Annotated in this window: 20 protein-coding genes; 12 read left to right on the top strand and 8 right to left on the bottom strand. The window is 70.0% G+C overall.

Annotated features, from left to right (window positions below; translation table 11 throughout):
- Positions 1-50: 50 nt before the first annotated feature.
- Positions 51-1,058, bottom strand: a complete 1,008-nt coding sequence (locus H1Q64_RS00465) for an NAD(P)H-quinone oxidoreductase (RefSeq protein WP_237903945.1) — start codon at positions 1,056-1,058, stop codon at positions 51-53.
- 201 nt (positions 1,059-1,259) lie between these two features.
- On the opposite strand from H1Q64_RS00465, the gene H1Q64_RS00460 reads away from it, so the two are divergent.
- Positions 1,260-1,448 carry a DUF1192 domain-containing protein gene (locus H1Q64_RS00460; RefSeq protein WP_237903944.1) on the top strand — a complete coding sequence of 63 codons (189 nt, stop codon included), beginning with the start codon at positions 1,260-1,262 and terminating at the stop codon, positions 1,446-1,448.
- A 55-nt stretch (positions 1,449-1,503) separates the two neighbouring features.
- Here the strand turns inward: H1Q64_RS00460 and H1Q64_RS00455 are convergent, their stop codons facing one another.
- Both H1Q64_RS00455 and H1Q64_RS00450 read right to left on the bottom strand, forming a co-directional pair.
- Positions 1,504-2,343: a DUF2189 domain-containing protein gene (locus tag H1Q64_RS00455; protein WP_237903943.1), complete on the bottom strand. Its 840-nt coding sequence runs from the start codon at positions 2,341-2,343 to the stop codon at positions 1,504-1,506.
- Positions 2,344-2,488: 145 nt separating this feature from the next.
- Positions 2,489-2,680 carry a DUF4169 family protein gene (locus H1Q64_RS00450; RefSeq protein ID WP_237903942.1) on the bottom strand — a complete coding sequence of 64 codons (192 nt, stop codon included), beginning with the start codon at positions 2,678-2,680 and terminating at the stop codon, positions 2,489-2,491.
- A 219-nt stretch (positions 2,681-2,899) separates the two neighbouring features.
- Between H1Q64_RS00450 and H1Q64_RS00445 the strand changes: the two genes are divergently transcribed.
- The 11 genes from H1Q64_RS00445 (at position 2,900) to H1Q64_RS00395 (ending at position 17,721) form a co-directional block, all read left to right on the top strand.
- Positions 2,900-6,364: an AsmA family protein gene (locus tag H1Q64_RS00445; protein WP_237903941.1), complete on the top strand. Its 3,465-nt coding sequence runs from the start codon at positions 2,900-2,902 to the stop codon at positions 6,362-6,364.
- A 118-nt stretch (positions 6,365-6,482) separates the two neighbouring features.
- On the top strand, positions 6,483-6,818 hold the full coding sequence (locus H1Q64_RS00440) for an accessory factor UbiK family protein (protein WP_237903940.1): 336 nt from the start codon (positions 6,483-6,485) through the stop codon (positions 6,816-6,818).
- 201 nt (positions 6,819-7,019) lie between these two features.
- A complete protein-coding gene (locus H1Q64_RS00435; RefSeq protein WP_014239927.1) occupies positions 7,020-7,523 on the top strand; it encodes a YbjN domain-containing protein in 504 nt (167 codons plus the stop codon).
- A 5-nt stretch (positions 7,524-7,528) separates the two neighbouring features.
- Positions 7,529-8,356: a pyrroline-5-carboxylate reductase gene (proC, locus tag H1Q64_RS00430; protein ID WP_237903939.1), complete on the top strand. Its 828-nt coding sequence runs from the start codon at positions 7,529-7,531 to the stop codon at positions 8,354-8,356.
- Between the two features lie 6 nt (positions 8,357-8,362).
- On the top strand, positions 8,363-8,845 hold the full coding sequence (locus tag H1Q64_RS00425; RefSeq protein ID WP_237903938.1) for a YbaK/EbsC family protein: 483 nt from the start codon (positions 8,363-8,365) through the stop codon (positions 8,843-8,845).
- A 150-nt stretch (positions 8,846-8,995) separates the two neighbouring features.
- Positions 8,996-10,651, top strand: coding sequence for an acyl-CoA synthetase (locus H1Q64_RS00420; RefSeq protein WP_237903937.1), 1,656 nt, complete (start codon positions 8,996-8,998; stop codon positions 10,649-10,651).
- Positions 10,648-11,868, top strand: coding sequence for a GNAT family N-acetyltransferase (locus H1Q64_RS00415; RefSeq protein ID WP_237903936.1), 1,221 nt, complete (start codon positions 10,648-10,650; stop codon positions 11,866-11,868). Before H1Q64_RS00420 ends, H1Q64_RS00415 begins: the two co-directional genes overlap by 4 nt.
- Positions 11,869-11,989: 121 nt before the next feature.
- Positions 11,990-14,392: a methyl-accepting chemotaxis protein gene (locus H1Q64_RS00410; RefSeq protein ID WP_237903935.1), complete on the top strand. Its 2,403-nt coding sequence runs from the start codon at positions 11,990-11,992 to the stop codon at positions 14,390-14,392.
- A 129-nt stretch (positions 14,393-14,521) separates the two neighbouring features.
- Positions 14,522-15,757, top strand: coding sequence for an O-antigen ligase family protein (locus H1Q64_RS00405; RefSeq protein WP_237903934.1), 1,236 nt, complete (start codon positions 14,522-14,524; stop codon positions 15,755-15,757).
- Entirely contained in the window at positions 15,754-16,698 is a 945-nt protein-coding gene (locus H1Q64_RS00400; RefSeq protein ID WP_237903933.1) for a glycosyltransferase family 9 protein, read from the top strand. The genes H1Q64_RS00405 and H1Q64_RS00400 overlap by 4 nt, the downstream gene beginning before the upstream one ends.
- Positions 16,699-16,758: 60 nt before the next feature.
- The gene (locus tag H1Q64_RS00395) at positions 16,759-17,721 is read left to right on the top strand and encodes a lysylphosphatidylglycerol synthase transmembrane domain-containing protein (protein WP_237903932.1); all 963 of its coding nucleotides are present in this window, start codon (positions 16,759-16,761) and stop codon (positions 17,719-17,721) included.
- Here the strand turns inward: H1Q64_RS00395 and queG are convergent.
- From queG to H1Q64_RS00370, 5 genes are all read right to left on the bottom strand, one after another.
- Positions 17,693-18,754, bottom strand: coding sequence for a tRNA epoxyqueuosine(34) reductase QueG (gene queG / locus H1Q64_RS00390; RefSeq protein WP_237903931.1), 1,062 nt, complete (start codon positions 18,752-18,754; stop codon positions 17,693-17,695). The genes H1Q64_RS00395 and queG overlap by 29 nt on opposite strands.
- Positions 18,755-18,824: 70 nt before the next feature.
- A complete protein-coding gene (gene queF, locus H1Q64_RS00385; protein ID WP_237903930.1) occupies positions 18,825-19,289 on the bottom strand; it encodes a preQ(1) synthase in 465 nt (154 codons plus the stop codon).
- On the bottom strand, positions 19,282-20,484 hold the full coding sequence (gene tgt, locus H1Q64_RS00380; RefSeq protein ID WP_237903929.1) for a tRNA guanosine(34) transglycosylase Tgt: 1,203 nt from the start codon (positions 20,482-20,484) through the stop codon (positions 19,282-19,284). The genes queF and tgt overlap by 8 nt, the downstream gene beginning before the upstream one ends.
- Positions 20,484-21,503, bottom strand: a complete 1,020-nt coding sequence (gene queA, locus H1Q64_RS00375) for a tRNA preQ1(34) S-adenosylmethionine ribosyltransferase-isomerase QueA (RefSeq protein ID WP_237903928.1) — start codon at positions 21,501-21,503, stop codon at positions 20,484-20,486. The genes tgt and queA overlap by 1 nt, the downstream gene beginning before the upstream one ends.
- 57 nt (positions 21,504-21,560) lie before the next feature.
- Complete coding sequence (locus H1Q64_RS00370; RefSeq protein ID WP_237903927.1) at positions 21,561-22,907, bottom strand: ABC1 kinase family protein; 1,347 nt, start codon at positions 22,905-22,907, stop codon at positions 21,561-21,563.
- Positions 22,908-22,928: the final 21 nt, after the last annotated feature.

Below are 22,928 nucleotides of genomic sequence, written 5' to 3'. Positions count from 1 at the left end.
TCCCTTCGCAATCCAATGGTTCGCCGGTGCGGCAGCGGTCGCGGCTGCGGTCAGCCGCCAACCGTCATGACGATCTTGCCGATGTGCGCGCTGGATTCCATCAGGGCGTGCGCGTCGGCTGCCTGCTCCAGCGTGAAGACCTTGTGGATCACCGGCTTGACCGTGCCGCTCTCCAGGAGCGGCCAGACCTTCTCGCGCAGGGCGGCGGCGATGCGGCCCTTCTCCTCGACCGAGCGGGCGCGCAGGGTGGAGCCGGTGAGGGTCAGGCGCTTGGTCATCACCGGGAACATGTTGATGGAAACCTTCGGCCCCTGGAGGAAGGCGATGGAGACGTGCCGCCCGTCCGGGGCCATGATGCCGATGTCGCGGGCGATGTAGTCGCCGCCGACCATGTCCAGCACCACGTCGACGCCGCGCCCACCGGTCTCCTTCTGGATGACGGCGGCGAAGTCCTCGGTCTTGTAGTCGATGGCGCGATCGGCGCCCAGCTCCTCGCAGGCCCGGCACTTCTCGGCGCTGCCGGCGGTGGTGAAGACCTTGGCGCCGAAGGCCTTGGCGAGCTGGATCGCCGTGGTGCCGATGCCGCTGGAGCCACCATGGACCAGCAGCGTCTCGCCGGGCTTCAGCGCGCCGCGCTCGAACACGTTGGTCCAGACGGTGAAGAAGGTCTCCGGCACGGCGGCGGCCTCGACCATGCCATAGCCCTTCGGCACGGGCAGGAGCTGCGGCGCCGGGACCACGCAATACTGGGCATAGCCGCCGCCGGCGATCAGGGCGCAGACCGCATCGTCGGCGGCCCACTCCGTGACGCCCTCGCCGATGGCGACGACGCGCCCAGCGATCTCCAGGCCGGGCAGGTCGGAGGCGCCCGGTGGCGGGTCGTAGCGGCCCTGGCGCTGCAGCATGTCCGGACGGTTGACGCCCGCCGCCTCCACCGCCACCAGCACCTCGCCGGGGCCGGGCACCGGGGCGGGACGCTGCACGGTGCGCAGGACCTCCGGACCGCCGGGTTGCGAAATCTCGACGCAGGTCATGCTGTCCGGCAGGGCGATGCCCATGGTGTCTTCCCCCATTCCTCGTTGACGCGGTGTCCGCCAATCCGGCTGTCGCCACTCCGGGCGGCCGGGCCGTTTGTGTCCGCAGGCGACCAAAGTTAGAATTCCGCACCGGCGCTGACAAGCACGCCCCGCCGGCCTTTCCGACGGGCGGGAAGCGGACGGCGCGGGGCAGGGATGCGCGAACGCGGGAGGAGCAGCCCAATGGACATCGACGATCTGGAGCCGCGCAAGGCCAAGCCGGCGCTGAAGGACCTGACCGCGCTGGGCGTGGCGGAGCTGAAGGACTACATCGCCGGGCTGGAGGCCGAGATCGCCCGCGCCCGCGCCGCCATCGCCGCAAAGGAGACGCAGAAGAACGCCGCGGAGGCCTTCTTCAAGAAGCCGTCCTGACGAACGGGAAAAGCCCCTCGCCCGGGATGGGAGAGGGGCGTCGGTCCGTGAAATCTCAGTCCGCGCCGACCAGATCGCGGTAGCAATGCCAGGAGGCGTGGCCGATCAGCGGCAGGGCCAGCGCCAGCCCGAGGAAGCCGGTGACCATTCCGGCCGCGGTGAACAGCACGATCAGGAAGGCCCAGCCGGCCATGGTCCGCAGATTCTCGCGAAGCACCGCGACGCTGGTCGCCATGGCGGTGAAGCTGTCGGTCTCGCGGTCGAGCAGCATCGGGATCGACACCACGCTGATGGCGAAGACCGCCGTGGCGATCACACCGCCGACGATGGTGCCGGTCAGCAGGAACGGGATCGTCTGGGCCGAGAAGAAGATGCGGTCGACGAGCTGGTCGAAGGCCGGCGGCTCGGTCGCGAAGAACAGTGCGAACAGCAGGAAGGCGATGCGGATCCAGGCCAGCATGGCCAGCATCAGCGCCAGCCCGATCCCGGCGATCTGCACGCCATTGCGGCGGTAGGCCCCGACGACCTTCATCAGGGTCGGCGTCTCCCCCCGCTCCAGCAGGCGGCTGGTCTCGTAGAGGCCGACGGCGAAAACCGGCCCCAACAGCATGAAGCCCGCCGCCATCGGCAGGACCAGATACTGCATGCCCTGCATCGACAGCACGGCCACCAGCGCGAGGCTGGACAGGACCGCCAGCAGGCCATAGGCGGCGCTGATCATGGGGCTGGCGCACATGTCGCGCCAGCCGGCGCTCAGCCACACCCAGGGGCGGTCGACGTCGACGCTGCGGATTCGCGGAAGATAGGGTGCCGGTTTGTGGAATTCGGAGGGTTCTTTGCGCCGGACCGGCCGATGGAATTGGGACGGACCGCGGTGAGACGACATGTCGACCATGTTGATGGTCCTCCCCTTTGCCCATTGCGCCTCTCGTGAGAGGGGAGTGTAGCAAAGCGGTCCGCTGCGTTCCAGATTGTCTTACGGACGAACTGTTTGAATGCCTAATTGTCACAAAAGCGATACCAAAGCACGAGCTTGACCGTTACTCCTCAGCCTTGTTGCCATCGACCTTCTTGCCGTCGAGATCCGCCTTGCGGCGCTGGGCGTCCTGACAATCGCGCAGCTTCTCGGCCTTGGTGCGCCCGAAGCGGACACGGTTCTCCTCGGCGGTTTTTTCACGCTCTTCCTTCTGGCGCATCTTCCGGAAGCGGTTCAGGTTCACGACATCGGCCATGGGGCGCGTCTCCTGAGGGCGAGGCATATCGTCTTTTGGACAACTCGGCCGTTGGAATGCCCAAATTGCTTGTTTTCTTTCGGGACGATAGTTTAGCGGAACCCCGTGCCACCCGGAAGACCGGAGCGGGCGCCGACGGTTTCCGCGGCTTGTGGCGGACAACTTGTGGCAGGAATACGGCGACTTAACAGCCGAACGGTGGGGAAGGCGGGGCAACCGGTGAAGAAACTCCTGATCGCGGCGCTGATTCTATTTGGCCTGCTGGTGGCAGCGGTGCTGATCGTGCCGAGCGTGGTCGACTGGAATGCCTACAAGGCCCAGATCGCGGACAAGGTGTCCGCCGCCACGGGCCGCAAGGTGGAGCTGAGGGGCGACATCGGTCTGTCCCTGCTGCCAGCCCCGGCGCTGACGGTGCGCGACGCGCGGCTGGCCAACGCGCCCGGCGGGTCCGAGGAGGACATGGCCCGCCTGAAGGAGTTGGACGTCCGCGTGGCCCTCGGTCCGCTGCTCGGCGGTCACATCCAGGTGCAGAGCATCAAGCTGATCGACCCGACCTTCCTGTTCGAGACGCTGCCCGACGGGCGCTTCAACTGGGATCTGTCGGGTGCCGGCGCCGGCCGTGCGACGGGCGGCGGACCGGGCGGATCGGGCGACGGGCTGGCCTCGGCGGTCAGCTTCGATCAGGTGACGGTGCAGAACGGCACCATCCAGTATCGCGACGCCCGCACCGGTCAATCGGAGGTGATCGACCAGATCGACGCGCGGATCGTTGCGGGCAGCTTTACCGGGCCGTTCCAGGGGCAGGGCGGTTTCCGGGCGCGCGGCGTGCCGCTGCGCGGCGAGATGTTCGTCAGCCGCCTGATCGACGGCGCCGCCGTCCAGGTCCGGGCGGCGCTGTCGATGGCCGATACCGACGCCACGCTGCGCTTCGCCGGAATCGTGACCAACCCACCGGGCAGCGGCGGCTCGCGCGCCCAGGGCGATCTGCGCGTCGAAGGAAGCGACCTGTCCCGCGCGCTGGCCCTGGTCCGAAAAGGCTCGGCCACGGGCGAGGACAAGAAGGCGAACGCGTTGCTCGCCCAGTCCTTCGGCATCCGTACGGCGGTCGAGGCGTCCCCGACCGCGGCGAGCTTCACGAATCTGGAGGCGCAGCTCGGCGACACGCGCGCCACCGGCACGGCGACCCTGCGCAGCGGAACGCCGGCCAGGGCGGAACTGACGCTGGCCCTGAACCGGCTCGATCTCGACGCCTGGCTGGACCGCGCGGGCGCCGGCGGTGGTTCGGACGCCGGCGCCCAGCCTGCCGCCCGCAATGGGAACACAGCCAAAAGCGCGCCGCCCAGCGCTCCATCCGGCAGCGCCCCAGCCCCGACCGGCGGCACGACCCCGCCCGGCGGCTTCGCCCTGCCGGACACGTTGGACGCCAAGCTCGACCTCGCGGTGGACGGCATCACTTACAACGGCGGCGTCATCCGCCAGGGGCGGGTGGAGGCCAGCCTGACCGGCGGCACATTGAACATCGACCGTGTCAGCGCGCTGCTGCCCGGCGGCTCCGACATCGTGGCGGCGGGGGAACTGGCGGCGGCCAACGGCCAGCCGAACGTCAATCTGCGGATGGAGGCGAACGCCGACAACCTGCGCGCTGTGCTGGAATGGCTGCGTGTGGACGTCCGCGCCGTTCCGGCGGACCGGCTGCGCCGGGCCTCGGTCGCCGCGCAGTTGCAGGGACGACCCGGGCGGCTGGACGTGAACGGGTTGGACCTGCGGGTGGACGCCAGCCGCCTGACCGGCGCCGTCGCCTATGTGGACCGCGGGCGGCCCGCCTTCGGCGCGCGGCTCGACCTCGACCGGCTGAACCTCGACGCCTATCTGCCCCAACCGGGCGGCGATGCGGCGCCCCAGGCCATCCCTGCCGCCAATGGCGTGGGCAATGGCAACGCTGCGGCTCCCACTTCCGCCAATGGTGCCACCCAGGCCCCCGCGCGCAACGGGCGTTCCTCGATGACACCGGCCCGGCTGCTGGCCGGCGTGGACGCGAACCTGGAATTGTCGGTCGGGCAACTGACCGTGCGCAATACGCCGGTCCAGGGGCTTCGGCTCGACGCCACCGCCGCGGGCGGCGCCCTGTCCATCAAAGAGGCGACGGTGCAGGATGCCGCCGGGGTGAAGCTCCGCCTGGACGGACAGATCGCCGGGCTGGAGCCGCTGCGCGGCGCCCATCTGACGCTGAACGCCGAGGCTGCCAGCCTGGAAGGGGTGGCCCGCGCCGTGCCCTGGCCGGAGGGCGCCCCTGCGCCGGAGCGGCTGGGCGCGGTGAAGGCGCAGGCCCGCCTGTCGGGCGACGCCGAGCGTCTGGCGGTCGAGCTGGGGGCTGAGGCGGCCGAAGGCTCGCTGGAGGCGGGCGGCACGGTGCTGAACGTCGAGAAGAACCCGTCCGTCGATCTGAAGCTGCGCGCCAAGCATCCGGAACTGGCCCGGCTGGCCGGCCTGTTTACCGATAACCCGTCTTCCGGCGGCGCGGTGTCCGGTTCCTACGGCCCGATGGACCTTTACACGGAGCTGGCGGGGACGCGGAAAGCCTTCACGTTGGGCAACATCCAGGGCGTGCTGGCCGGCGTCACCGTCAAGGGCAAGGCCAGCGCCGACCTCAATGGCAGCAAGCCGCGGGTGGAGGCCGATCTGCAGACCGGTGACCTGGAGCTGGACCGGCTGGCGGTGCTTCCCGCCGCGGCGGCCCGCCCCGCCGGCGCGTCCTCTCCGGCGGTGGAGGCGTCGCCGGGCGCGCCCGCCGCCGCGACAGGGGATTTCAGTGGGCTGCGCCGCTTCGACGGGCGCTTCGCGCTGACCTCATCCGCTCTCGCCAAGGGCGGCACGCGGATCGAGAATCCGGCCCTGCGCGCCACCGTGACCAACGGCGTGCTGACGGTGGAGCGGTTCGACGGCACCCTGATGGGTGGCCAGCTCGGCGCCACCGGGCGGCTCGCCGCGCCGGGCAACCAGACGCCGACCGCCGAGGCCACCATCACCCTGTCCAAGGCCAAGCTGGCCGAGGCGGTGGGCGGCGGCCTGGGCGGCGGAGCGCTGGAGATCGCCGGGGGCGTGCTCGACGCCGAGGCCAACCTGACGACCAGCGGGGCCGGCGGCGACGCCATGCTCAAGGCGCTGGCCGGCCAGGGCCGGATCAGTGCCCGTGACGGTCTGCTGCGAGGCTTCGACCTCGGCGCCCTGCGCGACCGGCTGACCAAGCTGGAGCGTCCGCAGGAGCTGCTGGGCGCCGTGATGGGCGGGCTTCAGGGCGGGGAGACCCGCTTCGCCCGGCTGGACGGCAGCTTCGCCATCGACAAGGGCGTGGCGCGCACCGAGGACACGCGCCTGACCTCCGATCTGGGCGAGGCGGTGGCGGTGGGGCAGGTCAACCTTCCGGCGCAGACCATCGACATGCGCGTCCGCCTGACCGTGCAGTCCGACCAGTCGCTGCCCCCGCTGACCGTCCGCATGACCGGCGCGCTCGACAAGCCCACCCGCTCCTTCGAGATGCAGGAGGTGCAGGAGTATTTCGCCCGCCGCGCCGCCGAGGGGCTGCTGAACAAGGTGCTGCCGAAGGATCTGCCGATTCCCGGCGGCGGCAACGCTCCGAAGCCGGACGCGCTGTTGAAGGGGCTGATCGACGGGCTGAAGCGTTGAGAGTGTGGACGCGCGTGACGCTTTGCGTCCAAGCCCCGTGACGCTTTGCGTCCAAGCCCGTTGAAGTTCCGTGGGGCGGGTCCCATAATGCGGCAGACAAGAAGCGGATTTTGAGTCGATGCAGGTGGACAATAAGATTCTGGACGATCTGGCCCGCGTTGCGGGTGGCGCGCTTGGCGCGCTGTCGTCCCTGCGCGAGGAAGCTGAGGCGCAGATGCGCCAGCAGTTCGAGCGCGTTCTGTCGCGGATGGACGTGGTGAGCCGCGAGGAGTACGAGGCCGTCCGCGCCATGGCCGCCAAAGCCCGCGAGGAGCAGGAGGCCATGGCCGAGCGGCTCGCCGCGCTGGAGGCCACGGTCGCGACGCTCAAGGCCGAACACGATCCGAAACCGGCAACGGGCGCCTCCGCTCCCGCCGTCGGCCCCATCGCCGGAGGCGGCAGCGGGCCGGTCTGATCCGGCCTCCGCCACGTCTCCATCCCTTCACGGATGCACCGCTGAAAACCAGTTGCGCCGGCCAGACCCTTTTGGCACGGTGCATTGGGTGGTATTCATCCGCCTGCCAGCCACAACATCTCGGGGCTTCCCCTTCTTGCGCGAAGGCGGACCGGCCCCGGGGCGGTTCCGTCCACCGCGCCTTTACAGGAGGACGCCGACATGTCGGCTGTTGCCGTCGACACTCCCTCATCCGCGCACAATCCCCTGGACATCGTCGAGGAGATCGTCACCGCCAACGAATGGCCCTTCGAGAGGGCCGGCGAGGACGAGCTGATCGTCGAGATCGGCGGGCGCTGGTGCGACTACCGTCTCTATTTCGTCTGGCAGTCCGACGTCAGCGCGATGCAGTTCTCCTGCCAGTTCGACATGAAGGTTCCGGCGGCGCGCCGCTCCTCCGTCAACGACCTGCTGGCGGAGGTCAACGCGCGCATGTGGCTCGGCCATTTCGACGTCTGCGCCGAGGAGCACACCCCGATGTTCCGCCAGACCATGCTGCTGCGCGGTTCGCGCGGCGCGACGGTGGAGCAGCTCGAGGACCTCGTCGAAATCGCCCTCTCGGAGTGCGAGCGCTTCTATCCCGCCTTCCAGTTCGTGATCTGGGGCGGCAAGTCCGCGTCCGAGGCGGTGTCCGCCGCCATCCTCGACACCGCCGGGGAGGCGTGACCGCCATGGCGCAAGCTGGGACGCAGGGCTGCACGTTGCTTTTGGTCGGCTGCGGCAAGATGGGCGGGGCGATGCTCGACGGCTGGCTGAAGGCCGGCATCGCGTCCAGCGTCGCCGTGGTGGAGCCGTCCGGCCTGCCGGAGGCCCTGCGCGGCAACCCCGCGGTCGCCCTGGCGAGTGGTCCGGACGCCTTGCCCGCCGGCTTCGCGCCGGACGTGGTCGTTCTTGCGGTGAAGCCGCAGGTGATGGACTCGGTCCTTCCGGCCTACCGGGCGCTGGTCCGCCCCGGCACGGTGTTCCTGTCCGTCGCCGCCGGCAAGACGATCGCCTCTTTCGAAGCGGCGCTGGGGGAGGGGGCGGCCATCGTCCGCTCCATGCCCAACACGCCCGCCGCCATCGGCCGCGGCATGACCGTCGCCGTCGGCAACCCGGTGGTGACCGAGGCGCAGAAGTCGCTGTGCGATTCTCTGCTGCGCGCGGTCGGCGACGTGGCCTGGGTGGCGGACGAGTCGCTTCTCGATCCGGTGACCGCAGTCTCGGGCAGCGGCCCGGCCTACGTCTTCCTGATGGTCGAGGCCATGGCGAAGGCCGGGGAGGCCGCCGGGCTGCCCGCCGAGCTTGCCATGCGTCTGGCGCGGGCCACCGTTGCGGGGGCGGGCGAGCTGCTCCACCAGTCCCCGACCGCCGCTGCCGACCTGCGCAAGGCCGTGACCAGCCCGAACGGCACCACCCAGGCGGCGCTCGATGTCCTGATGGCCGGGGATGGAATGCAGCCGCTGTTCGACCGCGCCGTGGCTGCCGCCGCGAACCGCTCCCGCGAACTGGCGAAGTAAGGCGCCATGGCGGCCCTCAGCCCCTCCGCCCAACGGGTCCAGGCCTTGCTGGACGGTTTCGGCCACGGCCACAGCGTGGTCGAGCATGAGGGCAGCACCCGCACGTCGGAGGATGCCGCGAACGCCGTCGGCTGCGCCGTGGCACAGATCGCCAAGTCCTTGATCTTCCGCGCGAAGGACAGCGGCCGTCCGGTGCTGGTGGTGGCCAGCGGGGCCAATCGGGTGGACGAGAAGGCGGTCGGGCGGTTGATTGGAGAAAAGATCGAGCGGGCCGATCCGGACTTCGTGCGGGAGACGACCGGCTTCGCCATCGGTGGTATTCCGCCCATCGGCCACGCCGTGCCGCCGCTGGTTCTGATCGACGCCGACCTGATGGACCTCGACGCCATTTGGGCCGCCGCCGGTACCCCCAACGCGGTCTTCCGCCTGACCCCGGCGCAACTCGTCGCCATCACCGGCGGACGGGTCGAAGCCATCCGCAAGGGCTGACCGTCCGGCAACCGAGCCGGTCAACCGGGCAGGATGCCGCAGCGCGGCATGACCGCGCATCGCCGGGCCACCCCTCTTCCAAGCCTCTGGATTCTCTGGCAAGACTCTTCCCAACGAGTTCTTGAACAGAGACGCATCAGGGAGGCCCCCATGACTGACGCCCGGCACAACCCCTACGAGACCGACCTCGACCAGAACGCCGCCAACACGGTGCCGCTGTCGCCGCTCTCGTTCCTGCGCCGCACCGCCGCCGTCTATCCCGAGCGCATCGCCGTGATCCACGGCCCGGTCCGCCGGACCTGGGCGGAGACCTACGAACGCTGCGTGCGCCTCGCCTCGGCCTTGGCAAAGCGCGGCATCGGGCTGGGCGACACGGTCGCGGTGATGGCCCCCAACACCCCGGAATCCTTCGAGGCGCATTTCGGCGTGCCGATGACCGGCGCGGTCCTCAACGCCCTGAACATCCGCCTGGACGCCGAGGCGCTGGCCTTCATCCTGGAGCACGGCGAGGCCAAGGTCCTGCTGACCGACCGGGAATTCTCCGGCGTCATCTCCAAGGCCGTCCACATGCTGGAGCCGAAGCGTCGCCCCATCGTCATCGACATCGACGACCCGCAGGCCAAGGGCGGCGAGCTGATCGGCGAGCAGACCTACGAGCAGTTCCTGGAAACCGGCGACCCGGCCTATGAATGGCCGATGCCGGCCGACGAGTGGCAGGCCATCGCGCTGAACTACACCAGCGGCACCACCGGCAATCCCAAGGGCGTCGTCTACCACCACCGCGGCGCCTACCTGAACGCCATGGGCAACGTGCTGACCTGGGCGATGCCGCACCATCCCGTCTATCTGTGGACTCTGCCGATGTTCCACTGCAACGGCTGGTGCTTCCCCTGGACGGTCACCGCCATGGCCGGCACCAACGTCTGCGTCCGCACCATCACCGCCAAGGGCATCTACGACGCGCTGGCCGACCTCGGCGTCACCCATATGTGCGGCGCGCCCATCATCATGGGCCTGATCGTCAACGCGCCGGAGGACCAGAAGCGGGAGATCCCGACCGGCGTGAAGATGATGACCGCCGGTGCCGCCCCGCCCGCCGCGGTGATCGAGAAGATCGAGCGGCTGGGCTTCGACGTCACCCACGTCTACGGCCTGACCGAGGTCTACGGCCCGGTCACCATCTGCGCCTGGCACGAGCACTGGAACAACCTGCCGCTGGAGGAGCGCGCGGCGCTGAAGGCGCGGCAGGGCGTGAACTACGCCACGCTGGAAGGGCTGATGGTCGCCGACCCCAACACGCTCCAGCCGACCCGCAAGGACGGCGTGACGATGGGCGAGATCTTCATGCGCGGCAACACCGTCATGAAGGGCTATCTGAAGAACCCGCGGGCCACGCAGGAGGCCTTCTCCGGCGGCTGGTTCCACACCGGCGATCTCGGCGTCTGGCATCCGGACGGCTACATCGAGCTGAAGGACCGCTCCAAGGACATCATCATCTCCGGCGGCGAGAACATCTCGACCATCGAGGTCGAATCGGTCCTCTACAAGCATCCGGACATCGTCGAGGCCGCCGTGGTCGCCCGCCCGGACGAAAAGTGGGGCGAGACGCCCTGCGCCTTCGTCACCGTGAAGGAGGGCAAGCAACTGACCGAGGCCGAGGTGATCGCCTATTGCCGCGAGCATCTGGCCCACTTCAAGTGCCCGCGCACCGTCGTCTTCACCGCCCTGCCGAAGACCTCGACCGGCAAGATCCAGAAATACGTGCTGCGCGATCAGGCCCGCGCGCTGAACGGAGCGAAGGTGTGACCGCTGTGACCGGGGGCTTCGGCCCCCTTCTGCCCGAGGAGCGGGCGGACGCCACGGCCCTGGTTCGCCAGGGTTTCGGCATTCCCCGTGAGTATTTCGACCGGTCGGTGGAGCTGTTCGGGCCGGGCGTGATGCGGGGCCTGCGCGCCGGACCGGAGGCGGGTCGCGCCGGGCAGCTCGTTGCCTGCGCCGCCGTCTGGCCGATGGACCAGTGGTTCGGCGGGCGCCCGGTGCCGTCCTGCGGCGTGGCGGCGGTGGCGGTCGATCCGGCGGAGCGCGGGCGCGGCTACGGCACCGCGCTGATGCGCGGTTTGCTGGAGGAGGCGCGGGCCGGGGGCGCCGCGCTGTCGGTGCTCTACCCAGCGACCCTACCGGTCTACACCCGCCTGGGCTTCGGGCGGGGCGGGGCGTCCTTCGACTGGAGCGCGCCGCCGGGCGCCCTGTCCGCCGGGCCGCCGCCGGGGGACGGGTGGATCCGCCGGACCGACGCGAGCGACGCCAGCGAGCTTGCGGCGCTACGTCGCAGCCTGCTCACCACCACCAATGGACTGGTGGAGCGCAATGAAGGCCTGTGGAGCTTCGCCCTCTGCCCGGACGGTGCTCCGTCCGATGTTTACACTTTGGGTGGTCCGAGAGGGGCGGAGGGATACGTGGCAGTGGCGCCGCCGTCGGACCGGAAGCTGGTGGTTGCGGATCTGTGCCTGCTCAGCCCGCGTTCGGTGCGGCTGGCGCAAGGTTTCCTTGCCGGCTACCGGGCGCAGATCGACCGCGTCTCCTGGCGCGGCGGGCCCGACGACCCCTTGGTCCTGATGGCGCCGGATGCCGGTCCGCGTGCCGACGCGCGGGACGAGTGGCTGTTGCGTATTCTCGACCTTCGGCGCGCCTTGGAGGCCCGCGGCTATCCACCTGGGGTTGCCGGCGAGTTGGTGCTGGACGTTTCCGATGCGGTGATTCCGGAGAATTCCGGCACCTTCCGGTTGCGTCTGTCCGATGGAAAGGCCGCCGTGGACCGGGTTCCGGAAAAGACGGGCGGCGGCGGAAAAGCGGCCGGAGCCGGGCTTTCCCTGTCCATCGCGGCCTTGTCCGCCCTCTACAGTGGCCACAAAGGCCCGCAGATTCTCCGCCAGGTTGGCCTTCTGCGTGGCGGCGAAGACGCGATGGCGCTGGCGGCGCTGTTTTTCTCGGGGCCGGCGCCGTGGATGCCGGACCGGTTCTGAAGCGGTGATACCAGTTGCGTTTATCAAACCAGAAATTAACCCTTTCTGATGTATCCCTTAGCGACAAAGGCATGACGACGGCCAAAGCATAAGGCCGTACGATCCGGGGGAGCCCGATTTCATGACGATTGGAACGCGGATTGCGCTCGGTTTTGCGGCGGTCCTTCTGATGACGGTCGCGGTGGCGTTCGTTGGCTGGAACAGCTTGCGCACCTACGCCGGACGTGTCGATCTGGCGGCCCACACCGCCGAACTGGACGCCCGGCTGAAAACCGTGCGGATCGAGGAAGCCCGCTTCCTCACCGAGCGCGACTCCAAGGCCGCCGACAATGTGCCCGGCATGCTGGACCGGCTGCGCGACGAAGCGCAGGGCACGCGGTCCGCGCTTGAGGACGCCGGCAGCATCCGGCTGGTCGACGAGATCCTGGCGGGCATCGCCGGCTATCGCAGCGCCTTCGCCAACTTCGTCGCCCAGGACGCGGAGGCCCGCGCCCGCACCCAGAGCATGGAGACACGCGCCCAGGCCCTGCGGGAGATCGCGGAGAAGATCGGCAAGCAGCAGTCCGACCGCTACGACCAGAACATGGTCAGCCTGAAGGACGCGGAGCACGCCGTGCGGCAGAGCCGCGACACCTCCGACCGCGCCGACCGGCTGATCGAGATGGTGCTGGAGGCGCGCCGCCTGCAGTCCGATTTCGCGCACACCCGCAATCCGGCGACGATGGCCGCCGCCGGGGAGGCTATCGCGGCGCTGCTGGCCAACGCCGAAGCCATCGAGAAGGATCTTCTCGGCACCAACGACGAGGAATTGGCCCAGCGGATCGTCACCATCGCCGGCGCCTACCGCATGGTGTTCGACCAGACCCGCGCCGAAGGCGCCGGCGAACCGGCCAGCGGCCGCGTCCAGGCGCTGGATCGCCATGCCCACGAGATCCAGAACCTCGCCCACGAGATGCAGGAGAACCAGTCGATGGTCTCCAGCGCGCTCCAGGAGGCCGCGAACTTCGCCCAGAGCGAGGTGAACGAGGCCGTCCAACTGCGCGGCATCGCCATGCGCCTGATCCAGGGCGCGCAGTCCGCGATGCTGGGGCAGCGCGATTTCATCCTGATGAACGGGGAGGATGCCCGCGCCCGGGTGCACGGCGCGGTCAAGGAGACGCTGGGGCTCGCCACCCAGGCCGGGGCCGTGCTTGTCGATTCGGAAGGCCGAGCGCTGATCGCCGCCATCACCGAGGCCGCCCAGGCCTTCGATCGGGAGTTCGCCGCCCTCGTCACCACCAGCGAGAACCAGCGCACCGCCTCCAAGACCATGGCCAAGGCCGCGGGCGACGTCAGCGAGCAGGTGGCCCGTCTCGTCTCCATCCAGCGCGACGACCGCGAGAACGGGCGCAGCGGGGCGGAACTGATCATCATCATCGGCGCCGCCGTGGCGCTGGCGCTGGGCATGGTGATGGCCTGGATCATCGACCGCGCCATCACCCACCCGATGCACGCCATGACCAAGGCGATGGGCCGGCTGGCCGAAGGCGACCTGACGGTGGACATTCCCGCCGGCGACCGCAAGGACGAGCTGCGCGCCATGGCCGAGGCGCTCAGCGTCTTCAAGGAGAACGCCCTGGAGATGCAGCGCATGGAGGGTGAGCGGGAGGAGATGCGCCGGCAAATCGACGCCGACCGCCGCCGCACCATGAACGAGTTCGCCAACGGCTTCGAACAGGCGGTGTCGGGCGTCGTCCTGTCGCTGACCGAGTCCGCCGGCAACCTCGGCCGCGACGCGCAGGAGATGTCGTCGGACGCTGCCCTGACCACCGCCAAGTCGAGCGCGGTCGCTGCGGCGTCGGAGCAGGCGTCCAGCAACGTGCAGACCGTCGCTGCGGCGGCGGAGGAACTGTCCTCCTCCATCGCCGAGATTTCCCGCCAGCTCAACAGCAGCTCGCAGGTTGCGGTGGGGGCGGCGGCCAAGGCGACGGAGACCAACGGCATCGTTGAGGGGCTGGCCGAGGCGGCGCAGCGCATCGGGCAGGTGGTGGACCTGATCGGCGAGATCGCCGAGCAGACCAATCTGCTGGCCCTGAACGCGACCATCGAGGCGGCGCGGGCCGGGGAGGCCGGAAAGGGTTTCGCCGTGGTGGCGACGGAGGTCAAGAACCTCGCCGGCCAGACCGCCAAGGCGACCGAGGAGATCTCCAGTCAGGTGGCGCAGATGCAGGCGGCGACGGGCGGGGCGGTGGGCGCCATCCGCACCATCTCCGACGCGGTCGGCACGATTAGCAGCACGGTCACCGAGATCGCCCGCGCCATGGAGCAGCAGGGGCTCGCCACCCGCGAGATCGCCCAGAACGTCAATCAGGCCGCCGAAGGCACGCAGGAGGTGATGCATCACATCGCCGAGGTGACCAACGCCGCCACCAAGACCGGCGGCGCCGCCGATGCGGTGCTGAGCGCCAGCCGCACTCTGGCCCGCCAGGCCGATCATCTGCGCTCCGAGGTGCAGGGCTTCCTCAACAAGGTGCGGACCGCCTGAGCCGTCTGGCGGGGGTTGCCTTTCATCGTGGGACCGCGGGCCGGGGTCGAAAAATCCCCCGGCCCGTTCCCGTTGCTTTCGCACGGGGCATCTGTTAAGCCGCGCCGTGCCTCACGGACGCGAGATCTCATGGCTTTCCCCTTGTCACAGCGCGACTCCGCCCGGGGAATACCCGACGCGATTCTGGCGGGTCTGGCCGGCATCGCGGTGGCGGCGCTCGGCCCGTTGGCCGCCATGGCGCCGCGCGGTTTGCCGGTCTGGGCCATCCTGATCGCGCTGGTCGGGCTGTCCGGCCTGGCCCGCCGCGGCGCCCTGGGGCGGCTGCAGCGGGCAATGCCTGGCACGGCGGTGGTTCTCGCCTTCCTGGTCCTGGCCTCCCTTTCGATCCTGTGGAGCCCATCGCCGCGCGCCGGCCTGACGGTGGTGGAGATCGGCTACATCGGCCTCGGCGCGCTGGCCGGCGGGGCATGGCTGTCATCCCTGCCGGGGGTGGAGGCACGGCGGTTGACCGGCCTGTTCCTGTTGGGCGTGTTCGCCGGCGTCCTGCTGTTCGCCGTGGAGGCCGCGCTGGATTTCCCGTTGCACCGCTGGTGGAATCATGTGCCCGCAGGCGTCGAGATCGCCGAGACCAACGTGCCCAAGCGCACGGCGGTCCTGCTCTGCCTGCTGGTCTGGCCAGCGGCGATGGCGCTCGACCGGGCCGGACGGCGGGGGCTGGCCGTCGCGCTTCCCGCGGTCTTCGCGGCGGCCTGCCTGCTGCTGACCAGCCGATCGGCCATGCTGGGGATCGCCGTCGGCGGGGTGGCCTTCGCGCTGGCCGTCTGGTCGCCGAGCCTTGTCCGCGGAGCGCTGGCGGCGGTGCTGGGGGTGGCCTTTGCCTTCGTGCTGCCGCTGGTGCTGCTGTTCGACCGCGTGCTGAACCTGGACGGTGCCGACTGGCTGTTCCGGTCGGCCCAGCACCGGGTGGAGATCTGGGGAATGGCGGCCAGCCGGGCGCTGGAGACACCCTTCTTCGGGCAGGGCATCGACGCCTCGCGCGCGCTGGAGCCGGACGGAGCGGTGTCCCGCTTCGGTACGCTGACCGACAGCCTGCTGCCGCTGCACCCCCACAACGCCTTCCTTCAGGTCTGGCTGGAGCTTGGCGCTCTCGGCGCCTTGCTGGCTCTGGCGGCGGCATTGCTTCTGCTGCTCGGCACGGGGCAGATGGAGCGGCGGCTGCAACCCTTCGCGCTGGCCCTCTTCGCGTCGGCGCTGGCGATGGCGAGCACGGCCTACGGCATCTGGCAGGCGTGGTGGATGGGCGGCATGCTGGCCGCCGGCCTGATGCTCCGGCTGGCCGCGCGTACCCCGGCGGGGGGCGAATGACGGGCGCGCAAGGCAACGGTCGCCGCCGCGTCCTGGTCATCAAGCTGGGGGCCTTCGGCGACTTCTTCCTGGCCCAGACCGCCTTCTCGGCCATCCGGCGGCACCACGCCGCCGACCATCTGGCGCTGCTGACCCTGCCGTCCCTGGCTCCGCTCGCCCGCCTCAGCGGCCTGTTCGACGAGGTTCTGGAGGACCCGCGGGAGCGGTCGCTCGGGGCCTATCGACGCGTCCGCCGCCTGCTGCGCGCCGGGCGTTTCGACCGGGTCTACGACCTCCAGGCGCAGCGGCGCACTGACCGCTACTTCTGGCTGCTCGCCCCCGGTCCCTGGCCGGAATGGTCGGGCACGGCCTGGGGCGCCTCGCACCGCGATCACTATCCGGGCCGCCGCAAGGTGCCGGTGATCGAGCGCTACACCCGGCAGTTGGCGCCCTTCGGCATCGTGCCGGACGCGGTGCCGGACCTGTCCTGGCTCGACGCCGACACCGGCGGTTTCGGCATCGCCGCGCCCTATGCCCTGCTGATCCCCGGCTCCTCTCCCGGACGTCCCGACAAGCGCTGGCCGGTGGGGCGCTATGGCGAACTGGCGGCGGCGCTGGCGGCGCGCGGCATCACGCCGGTCGTGCTGGGCACGGCCATTGAGGCGGACCTCGCCCGCTCCATCACCGCCGCCTGTCCGCAGGCCGTCGACCTGACCGACCGCACCAGTGTGCCGGAGATCGCCGGGCTGGCCCGCCGGGCCTGGGCAACGGTCGGCAACGACACCGGTCCCACCCATCTGGTCGCCGCCGTCGGGTGCCCGACGCTGGGGCTGTACTGTGACGCCTCCGTTCCCATCCATGCGAACGGGCCGCGCATGGTCATCCACCACCGCCCGTCCTTCGCCGACATGGACGCGGCGGGTGTGCTGGCGGCAATGGACGCTCTTCCGCCGAGCCGGTAGAGTGCCGCCGATCGTTTTGCAGGAGCCATGAAGGATTTGAGCAGCCAGGACGCCAGTACCATGCCCGCCGAAGCGGTCACCATGCCCGCCGGAAGGCCGGGCGAGCGTCTGATGCTGCTCGCCAAGCTGGCGGTGACTCTGGTGGTTCTCGGCGTGCTGGGCGCCAAGGCCGACTGGCCGGCCCTGCTGGCGCGCGTCGCCGGGGCGGACCCCGTCTGGCTGGCGGCCGGCTTCACGACGAAGCTGCTCGCCGTGGGTTGCGCCGGCGAACGCTGGCGCGACGCCCTGCGCGCCGCGGGGCAACGGGTGTCGCACGGGCTGGCGATGCGGCTGATGTTCACCGGTCTGTTCTTCGGGCAGGTGCTGCCGGGGGCGCTGGGCGGCGACGTGGTGCGCGGCTGGCTGACCTGCCGGGGCGGGGCGTCCTCCACCGCCGTGGTGCTGGCCCTGGTGCTGGACCGGCTGCTGGCCCTGGCCGGCTGCATCCTGCTCCTGTTCCTCGGCCTGCCGCACCTCGTCGCGACGGCCCCGCCCTCGGTCGCCTGGGCTGGGCCGGTGGCGGTGGCGCTGCTCGCCATCGCCATGGTCGTGGGGCTCCAGGCGGATCGCATCCCGCTGCCGGGGGTCCTGTTGCGCCCACCGGTCCGGGCGGTGCAGGCTCAGGTCGCGCGTCTGCGCTCGGCGCTGGTCAGCCGGGCGGCGCTGGCCGGGCTGCTGCACAGCGCGGCGGTCCACGCCTGCACCGTCTTCGCGGTGATCGCCTACGCCCACGCGCTGGGCATTCCCTTGCGGGTTCTGGACGCGCTGGCCGTTGTGCCGATGACGATCTTCGCGGCGGCGCTGCCCATCTCGCTGAACGGCTGGGGCGTGCGGGAGGGAGCCTTCGTCGCCGGCTTCGCGCTCTACGGCCTCGACGCCACCGACGCGCTGGCCCTGTCGCTGATGATCGGGCTGTCGGTCACCCTGTCGTCGCTGCCCGGTGGCCTGCTCTGGCTCAGCCTGAAGGGCTCTGCGCGGCCCTGAGCCGGGCCAGCGCCCAGCCCGCGGCGTCCCGCACCACCTCGCTCGGGTCGTCCAGGAGGCGTTCAGCCACCGCAGCGTGGCGGGCGCTGCCGCTGTTTCCCAAAGCCACCAGCACGTTGCGCATGAAGCGGTCGCGGCCGATCCGCTTGATCGGCGAGCCGCTGAAGACCTGCCGGAAGCTTGCGTCGTCCAACTGCGCCAGATCGGCCAGCCGCGGCGCCGTCAGCTCCGCCCGCGGCAGGAAGGCCGCCTCGCGCGAGCGTTGAGCGAATTTATTCCACGGGCAGGCGGCCAGGCAGTCATCGCAGCCGTAGATGCGGTTGCCCATCAGCGGGCGCAGCTCCTCGGGGATCGGTCCCTTGTGCTCGATGGTCAGGTAGGAGATGCAGCGCCGTGCGTCCAACTGGTTGGGAGCGGGGAAGGCCGCGGTGGGGCAGGCGTCCAGGCAGCGCCGGCACTGGCCGCAGCGGTCCACCCCCGGCGGGTCCGGCGGCAGCTCCAGCGTCGTGTAGACCTCGCCCAGGAACAGCCAGGAGCCATGGAAGCGCGACACGAGGTTGGTGTGCTTGCCCTGCCAGCCCAGCCCCGCCTTCTCGGCCAGTGGCTTTTCCATCACCGGGGCGGTGTCGACGAAGACCTTCAGCTCGGCCTTGAAGCGGTGGGCGATCCATTGGCCCAGCGTCTTCAGCCGCCCCTTGGTGAGGTCGTGATAGTCGCGGTTCCTCGCATAGACCGACACGATGCCGCGGTCGGGATGCGCCAGCAGAGCGCGCGGGTCCTCCGCCGGGGCGTAGCTGGTGCCGAGCGCGATGACGGTGCGTGCCTCCGGCCATAGGGACTGGGGGTGAACGCGGCGGTCGGCCTTGTCCTCCATCCAGCCCATGTCGCCGTGCCGGCCCTGGCGCAGGAATTCGGCCAGCCGCGCCTTGGCCTCCTCGCCCAGCTCCGCCCGTGCGAAGCCGACCGCGTCGAAGCCCAGCGACAGGGCGCGGTCGCGGATGGCTTCACGGGTGGAGGTGTCTGGGTCGGGCATGGCGATGTTTTGAGCTGCTTACCCCTCTCCCCAGAGGGGAGAGGGGATTTGGGAGGGTTCTATCCCCAGATCAGCCGCGGCCGCGGTAGTTCTGGACGTCCTGCGACGGAATCCACACGCCCTTCGGCGGTTCGCCGGTGGCGTAGAACACGTCGATGGGAATACCGCCGCGCGGGTACCAGTAGCCGCCGATGCGCAGCCACACCGGCTTCAGCTCGTCCACCAGACGCTTGCCGATGCCGACGGTGCAGGCCTCGTGGAAGGCGCCGTGGTTGCGGAAGCTGGTCAGGAACAGCTTCAGCGACTTGGATTCGACCAGCCACTCGCCCGGTACATAGTCGATGACCAGATGGGCGAAGTCCGGCTGGCCGGTGATTGGGCAGAGCGAGGTGAACTCCGGCGCGGTGAAGCGCACGACGTAGTTTTCACCGGGGTTCGGGTTCGGCACGCGCTCCAGCACCGCCTCTTCCGGCGTCTTCGGCTGGACGGTGGCGCCGCCGAGCTGCGTCAGGCCGGCGTAGATGCTTTCAGACATCGGCGGATTCCTTCTTCGCGGGCTTCGCCGGCTTGGCCGGCTTGGCCTTCAGGGAGGCCAGAGGGTCTTCGGTGGCCGGGACGTCGCCCTCGTTCAGGCGGGCCTCCAGCGCGCTCGCGACCTCTTCGAACCGGCCATCCTCAATGGCCTGCCGAAGCTCGGCCATCAGGTCCTGGTAGTAATGCAGGTTATGCCAAGTCAGCAGCATCGGCCCCAGCATCTCGCCCGCCTTGAACAGGTGATGCAGATAGGCACGGCTGTGGTTGCGGCACGCGGGGCAGCCGCACTCTTCGTCGAGCGGGTGCTCGTCGTGGGCGTGGCGGGCGTTGCGGATGTTGATGGTGCCGCGCCGCACGAAGGCCTGGCCGGTGCGGCCCGAGCGGGTGGGCATCACGCAGTCGAACATGTCGACGCCGCGCCGTACCGCGCCGATCAGGTCGCTGGGGCGGCCGACGCCCATCAGGTAGCGCGGGCGCTCCTTGACCATCAGCGGCTCGGTGAAGTCGAGCACGGTGAACATCGTCTCCTGACCCTCGCCCACGGCCAGCCCGCCGATGGCGTAGCCGTCGAAGCCGATGTCGCTCAGCGCCGCCACGCTCTCCGCCCGCAGGTCTGCGTAGACGCCGCCCTGCACGATGCCGAACAGACCGTAGCCGGTGCGCTCGACGAAGGCGTCCTTGCTGCGCTTGGCCCAGCGCATCGACAGGCGCATGGACGAAGCCGCCTGGGCCTCCGTCGCCGGGAAGGGGGTGCACTCGTCCAGGCACATGGTGATGTTGCTGTCCAGCAGGTGCTGGATCTGGATCGAGCGTTCCGGCGTCAGATGATGCTTGCTGCCATCGAGGTGGGATTTGAAGGTCACCCCCTCCTCGGTCATGGTGCGCAGGTCGGACAGGGACATGACCTGGAAACCGCCGCTGTCCGTCAGGATCGGCTTGTCCCAGTTCATGAAGCGGTGCAGGCCGCCCAACTGCCCGACGCGCTCCGCCGTGGGACGCAGCATCAGGTGGTAGGTGTTGCCCAGCAGGATTTCCGCGCCGGTGGATTTCACCGCGTCGCTGGTCATCGCCTTGACGGTGGCGGCGGTGCCCACGGGCATGAAGGCCGGCGTGTTGATGACGCCGTGCGCGGTGGAAACCCGCCCGCGCCGGGCGCGCCCGTCGGTCTTCAGAAGCTCGAACCCGATCCCGGTCATCAGACCCTCCGGAGCAGCGACGCGTCGCCGTAGCTGAAGAAACGATAGTTCTGGCCGATGGCGTGCGCGTAGGCCGCCTTCATCGTGTCCATGCCCGCGAAGGCGCAGACCAGCATGAACAGGGTGGAGCGGGGCAGATGGAAGTTGGTCACCAGAAGGTCCACGATCTTGAAGCGGTAGCCGGGGGTGATGAAGATGTCGGTGTCGCCGCTGAAGGCCCGGATGCTGCGGTCGTCCAGCCCCGCCGTCTCCAAGATGCGCAGCGCCGTGGTGCCGACCGACACGATCCGCCCGCCCGCGGCGCGGGTGGCGTTGATGGCCTCTGCCGTCTCCGCGGAGATTTCGCCCCACTCGCTGTGCATGCGGTGCTCGGCGATGTCGTCCACCTTGACCGGAAGGAAGGTGCCGGCCCCGACATGCAGCGTCACCGGCACGCGGCGGACGCCGCGCGCGTCGAGCGCCGCCAGAAGCTCCGGTGTGAAGTGCAACCCGGCGGTGGGGGCAGCGACGGCGCCCTCTCGCGCGGCGAAGACGGTCTGGTAGTCCGCCGCATCCTGCTCGTCCGCTTCGCGCCGGATATAGGGGGGCAGGGGCATCCGGCCGTGGCGATGCAGCGCCTCCATCAGCGCCGGTCCGCCCTTGGAAAAGCGCAGGCGCACCTCCATCCCGTCCTTGGCGACGACCTCGGCCGCGAAGTCCTCGGCGATGGCGATCACGTCGCCGGGCTTCAGCCGCTTGCCGGGACGGGCGAAGGTCGCCCACTCCCGCTCGCCCTCGCGCTTGTGGAGGGTGATCTCCACCCTCACCTCGCCGCGCCGGCCGTCCAGCCGGGCGGGGATGACGCGGGTGTCATTGACGACCATCAGGTCGCCCGGCTCCAGCAGGGCGGGCAGGTCGCGCACGGTGCGGTCGTGCAGACGCTCCGCCACGTCGAGCAGACGGGCGGCGTCACGCGGCTTGGCCGGATGCTCGGCGATGCGGTCCGGCGGAAGGTCGAAGTCGAAATCGGCGGTCTTCATGGGAGCCGCTCGTATAGACCAAAGCGGTGGGACGGGGGAAGCATTACGAGTCGGCGCTTATTCGGGCAAAGGGAGGGCCTGTGCGGTCAGGGCGGCGGTCTGGCGGGCGTGCAGGACGTCCACGTCGAAGCCCTGGATCATCTCCTGGAACAGCCGGTACCAGTTCACCTCTGCCTGGAGATGCAGGAAGACGGAGCCGAGACCTATAGCCGCGCGGTCCATGAAGACGAATTCCCGCGGCACCTCCACCCCGCCGACGCGGCGCAGCTCCGCATGGACCTTGGCGGCGGTCTCGCGGCCATAGTGGCCGGAGTTGGTCTCCTCGATGCGGCGGCTGCGGTCGTCCATGATCGGGGCGTAGACGAAGCGCGCCCAGATGTTCAGCACGTCCACCAACTCCTTGGTCGGGTTGCCGAAGCCCCAGGTGCGGTAGGCCTCCACCGCCTTGTCCTGGTTGCCGGTCTGCAGCGCGTCGTAGAGGTCGATCACCCCCTTCACGAAGCGGGCCGGGAAGACACGGACGCAGCCGAAATCCAGCAGGTTGATGGAGCGGTCGGGGCGTACCGTGTAGTTCCCCAGATGCGGGTCGCCGTGGATGATGCCATAGCCATAGAAGGGCACGTACCAGGCCCGGAACATGTTCATCGCCAGCGCATCGCGGGCCTCCGGCTGGTCCTTGACGAACTCCAGAATCTTGCGCCCCTCCACCCATTCCAGGCTCAGCAGGCGCCGGGTGGACAGGTCGGGCACCACCGCCGGGACATGGACGCCGGGCGTGTCGGCCAGCATGGCGCGGTAGAGGCGGGCGTGCTTGGCCTCGCGCTCGTAATCCAGCTCCTCGCGCAGCCGGGCGCCGATCTCGGCCTGGATCTGCTTGGTGGAGATGGCGCTGTCGGTGCGCTCGAAGATGGCGAAGATCAGGCCGAGCTGGCGCAGGTCGGCCTCCACGGCGGACGCCATGTCGGGGTACTGGAGCTTGCAGGCGAGGGTCTGCCCGTCCAGCCCGACGGCGCGGTGCACCTGCCCCAGCGAGGCCGCCGCCGCGGCGGTCTGTTCGAAGTGGCGGAAGCGCTTGTGCCAGGCGGGGCCAAGCTCGCTGGCCATGCGGCGCTTGACGAAGGGCCAGCCCATCGACGGCGCATCGGCCTGAAGCTGCGACAGCTCCTGCACATACTCGCGGGGCAGGGCGTCGGGGATGGTGGACAGCAGTTGCGCCACCTTCATCAGCGGTCCCTTCAGCCCGCCCAGCGCGGCGCGCAGTTCAGCGGCGTGGCGATCCCGCTCCAGGGGGATGCCCAGCACCCGTTCTCCGGCGAAACGGGCCGCAAGGCCCCCCACGGCGGTCCCGACCCGCGCATACCGCGCGATCCGGCCGCCAAGCCTGTTCTCATCCGTGTTCGGCATGCCGAATAGGTGGGTGCGGCG

The sequence above is a fragment of the Azospirillum brasilense genome (assembly GCF_022023855.1).
Lineage (GTDB): Bacteria > Pseudomonadota > Alphaproteobacteria > Azospirillales > Azospirillaceae > Azospirillum > Azospirillum brasilense_F.
This window is presented reverse-complemented; position numbering and strand designations above follow the sequence as displayed.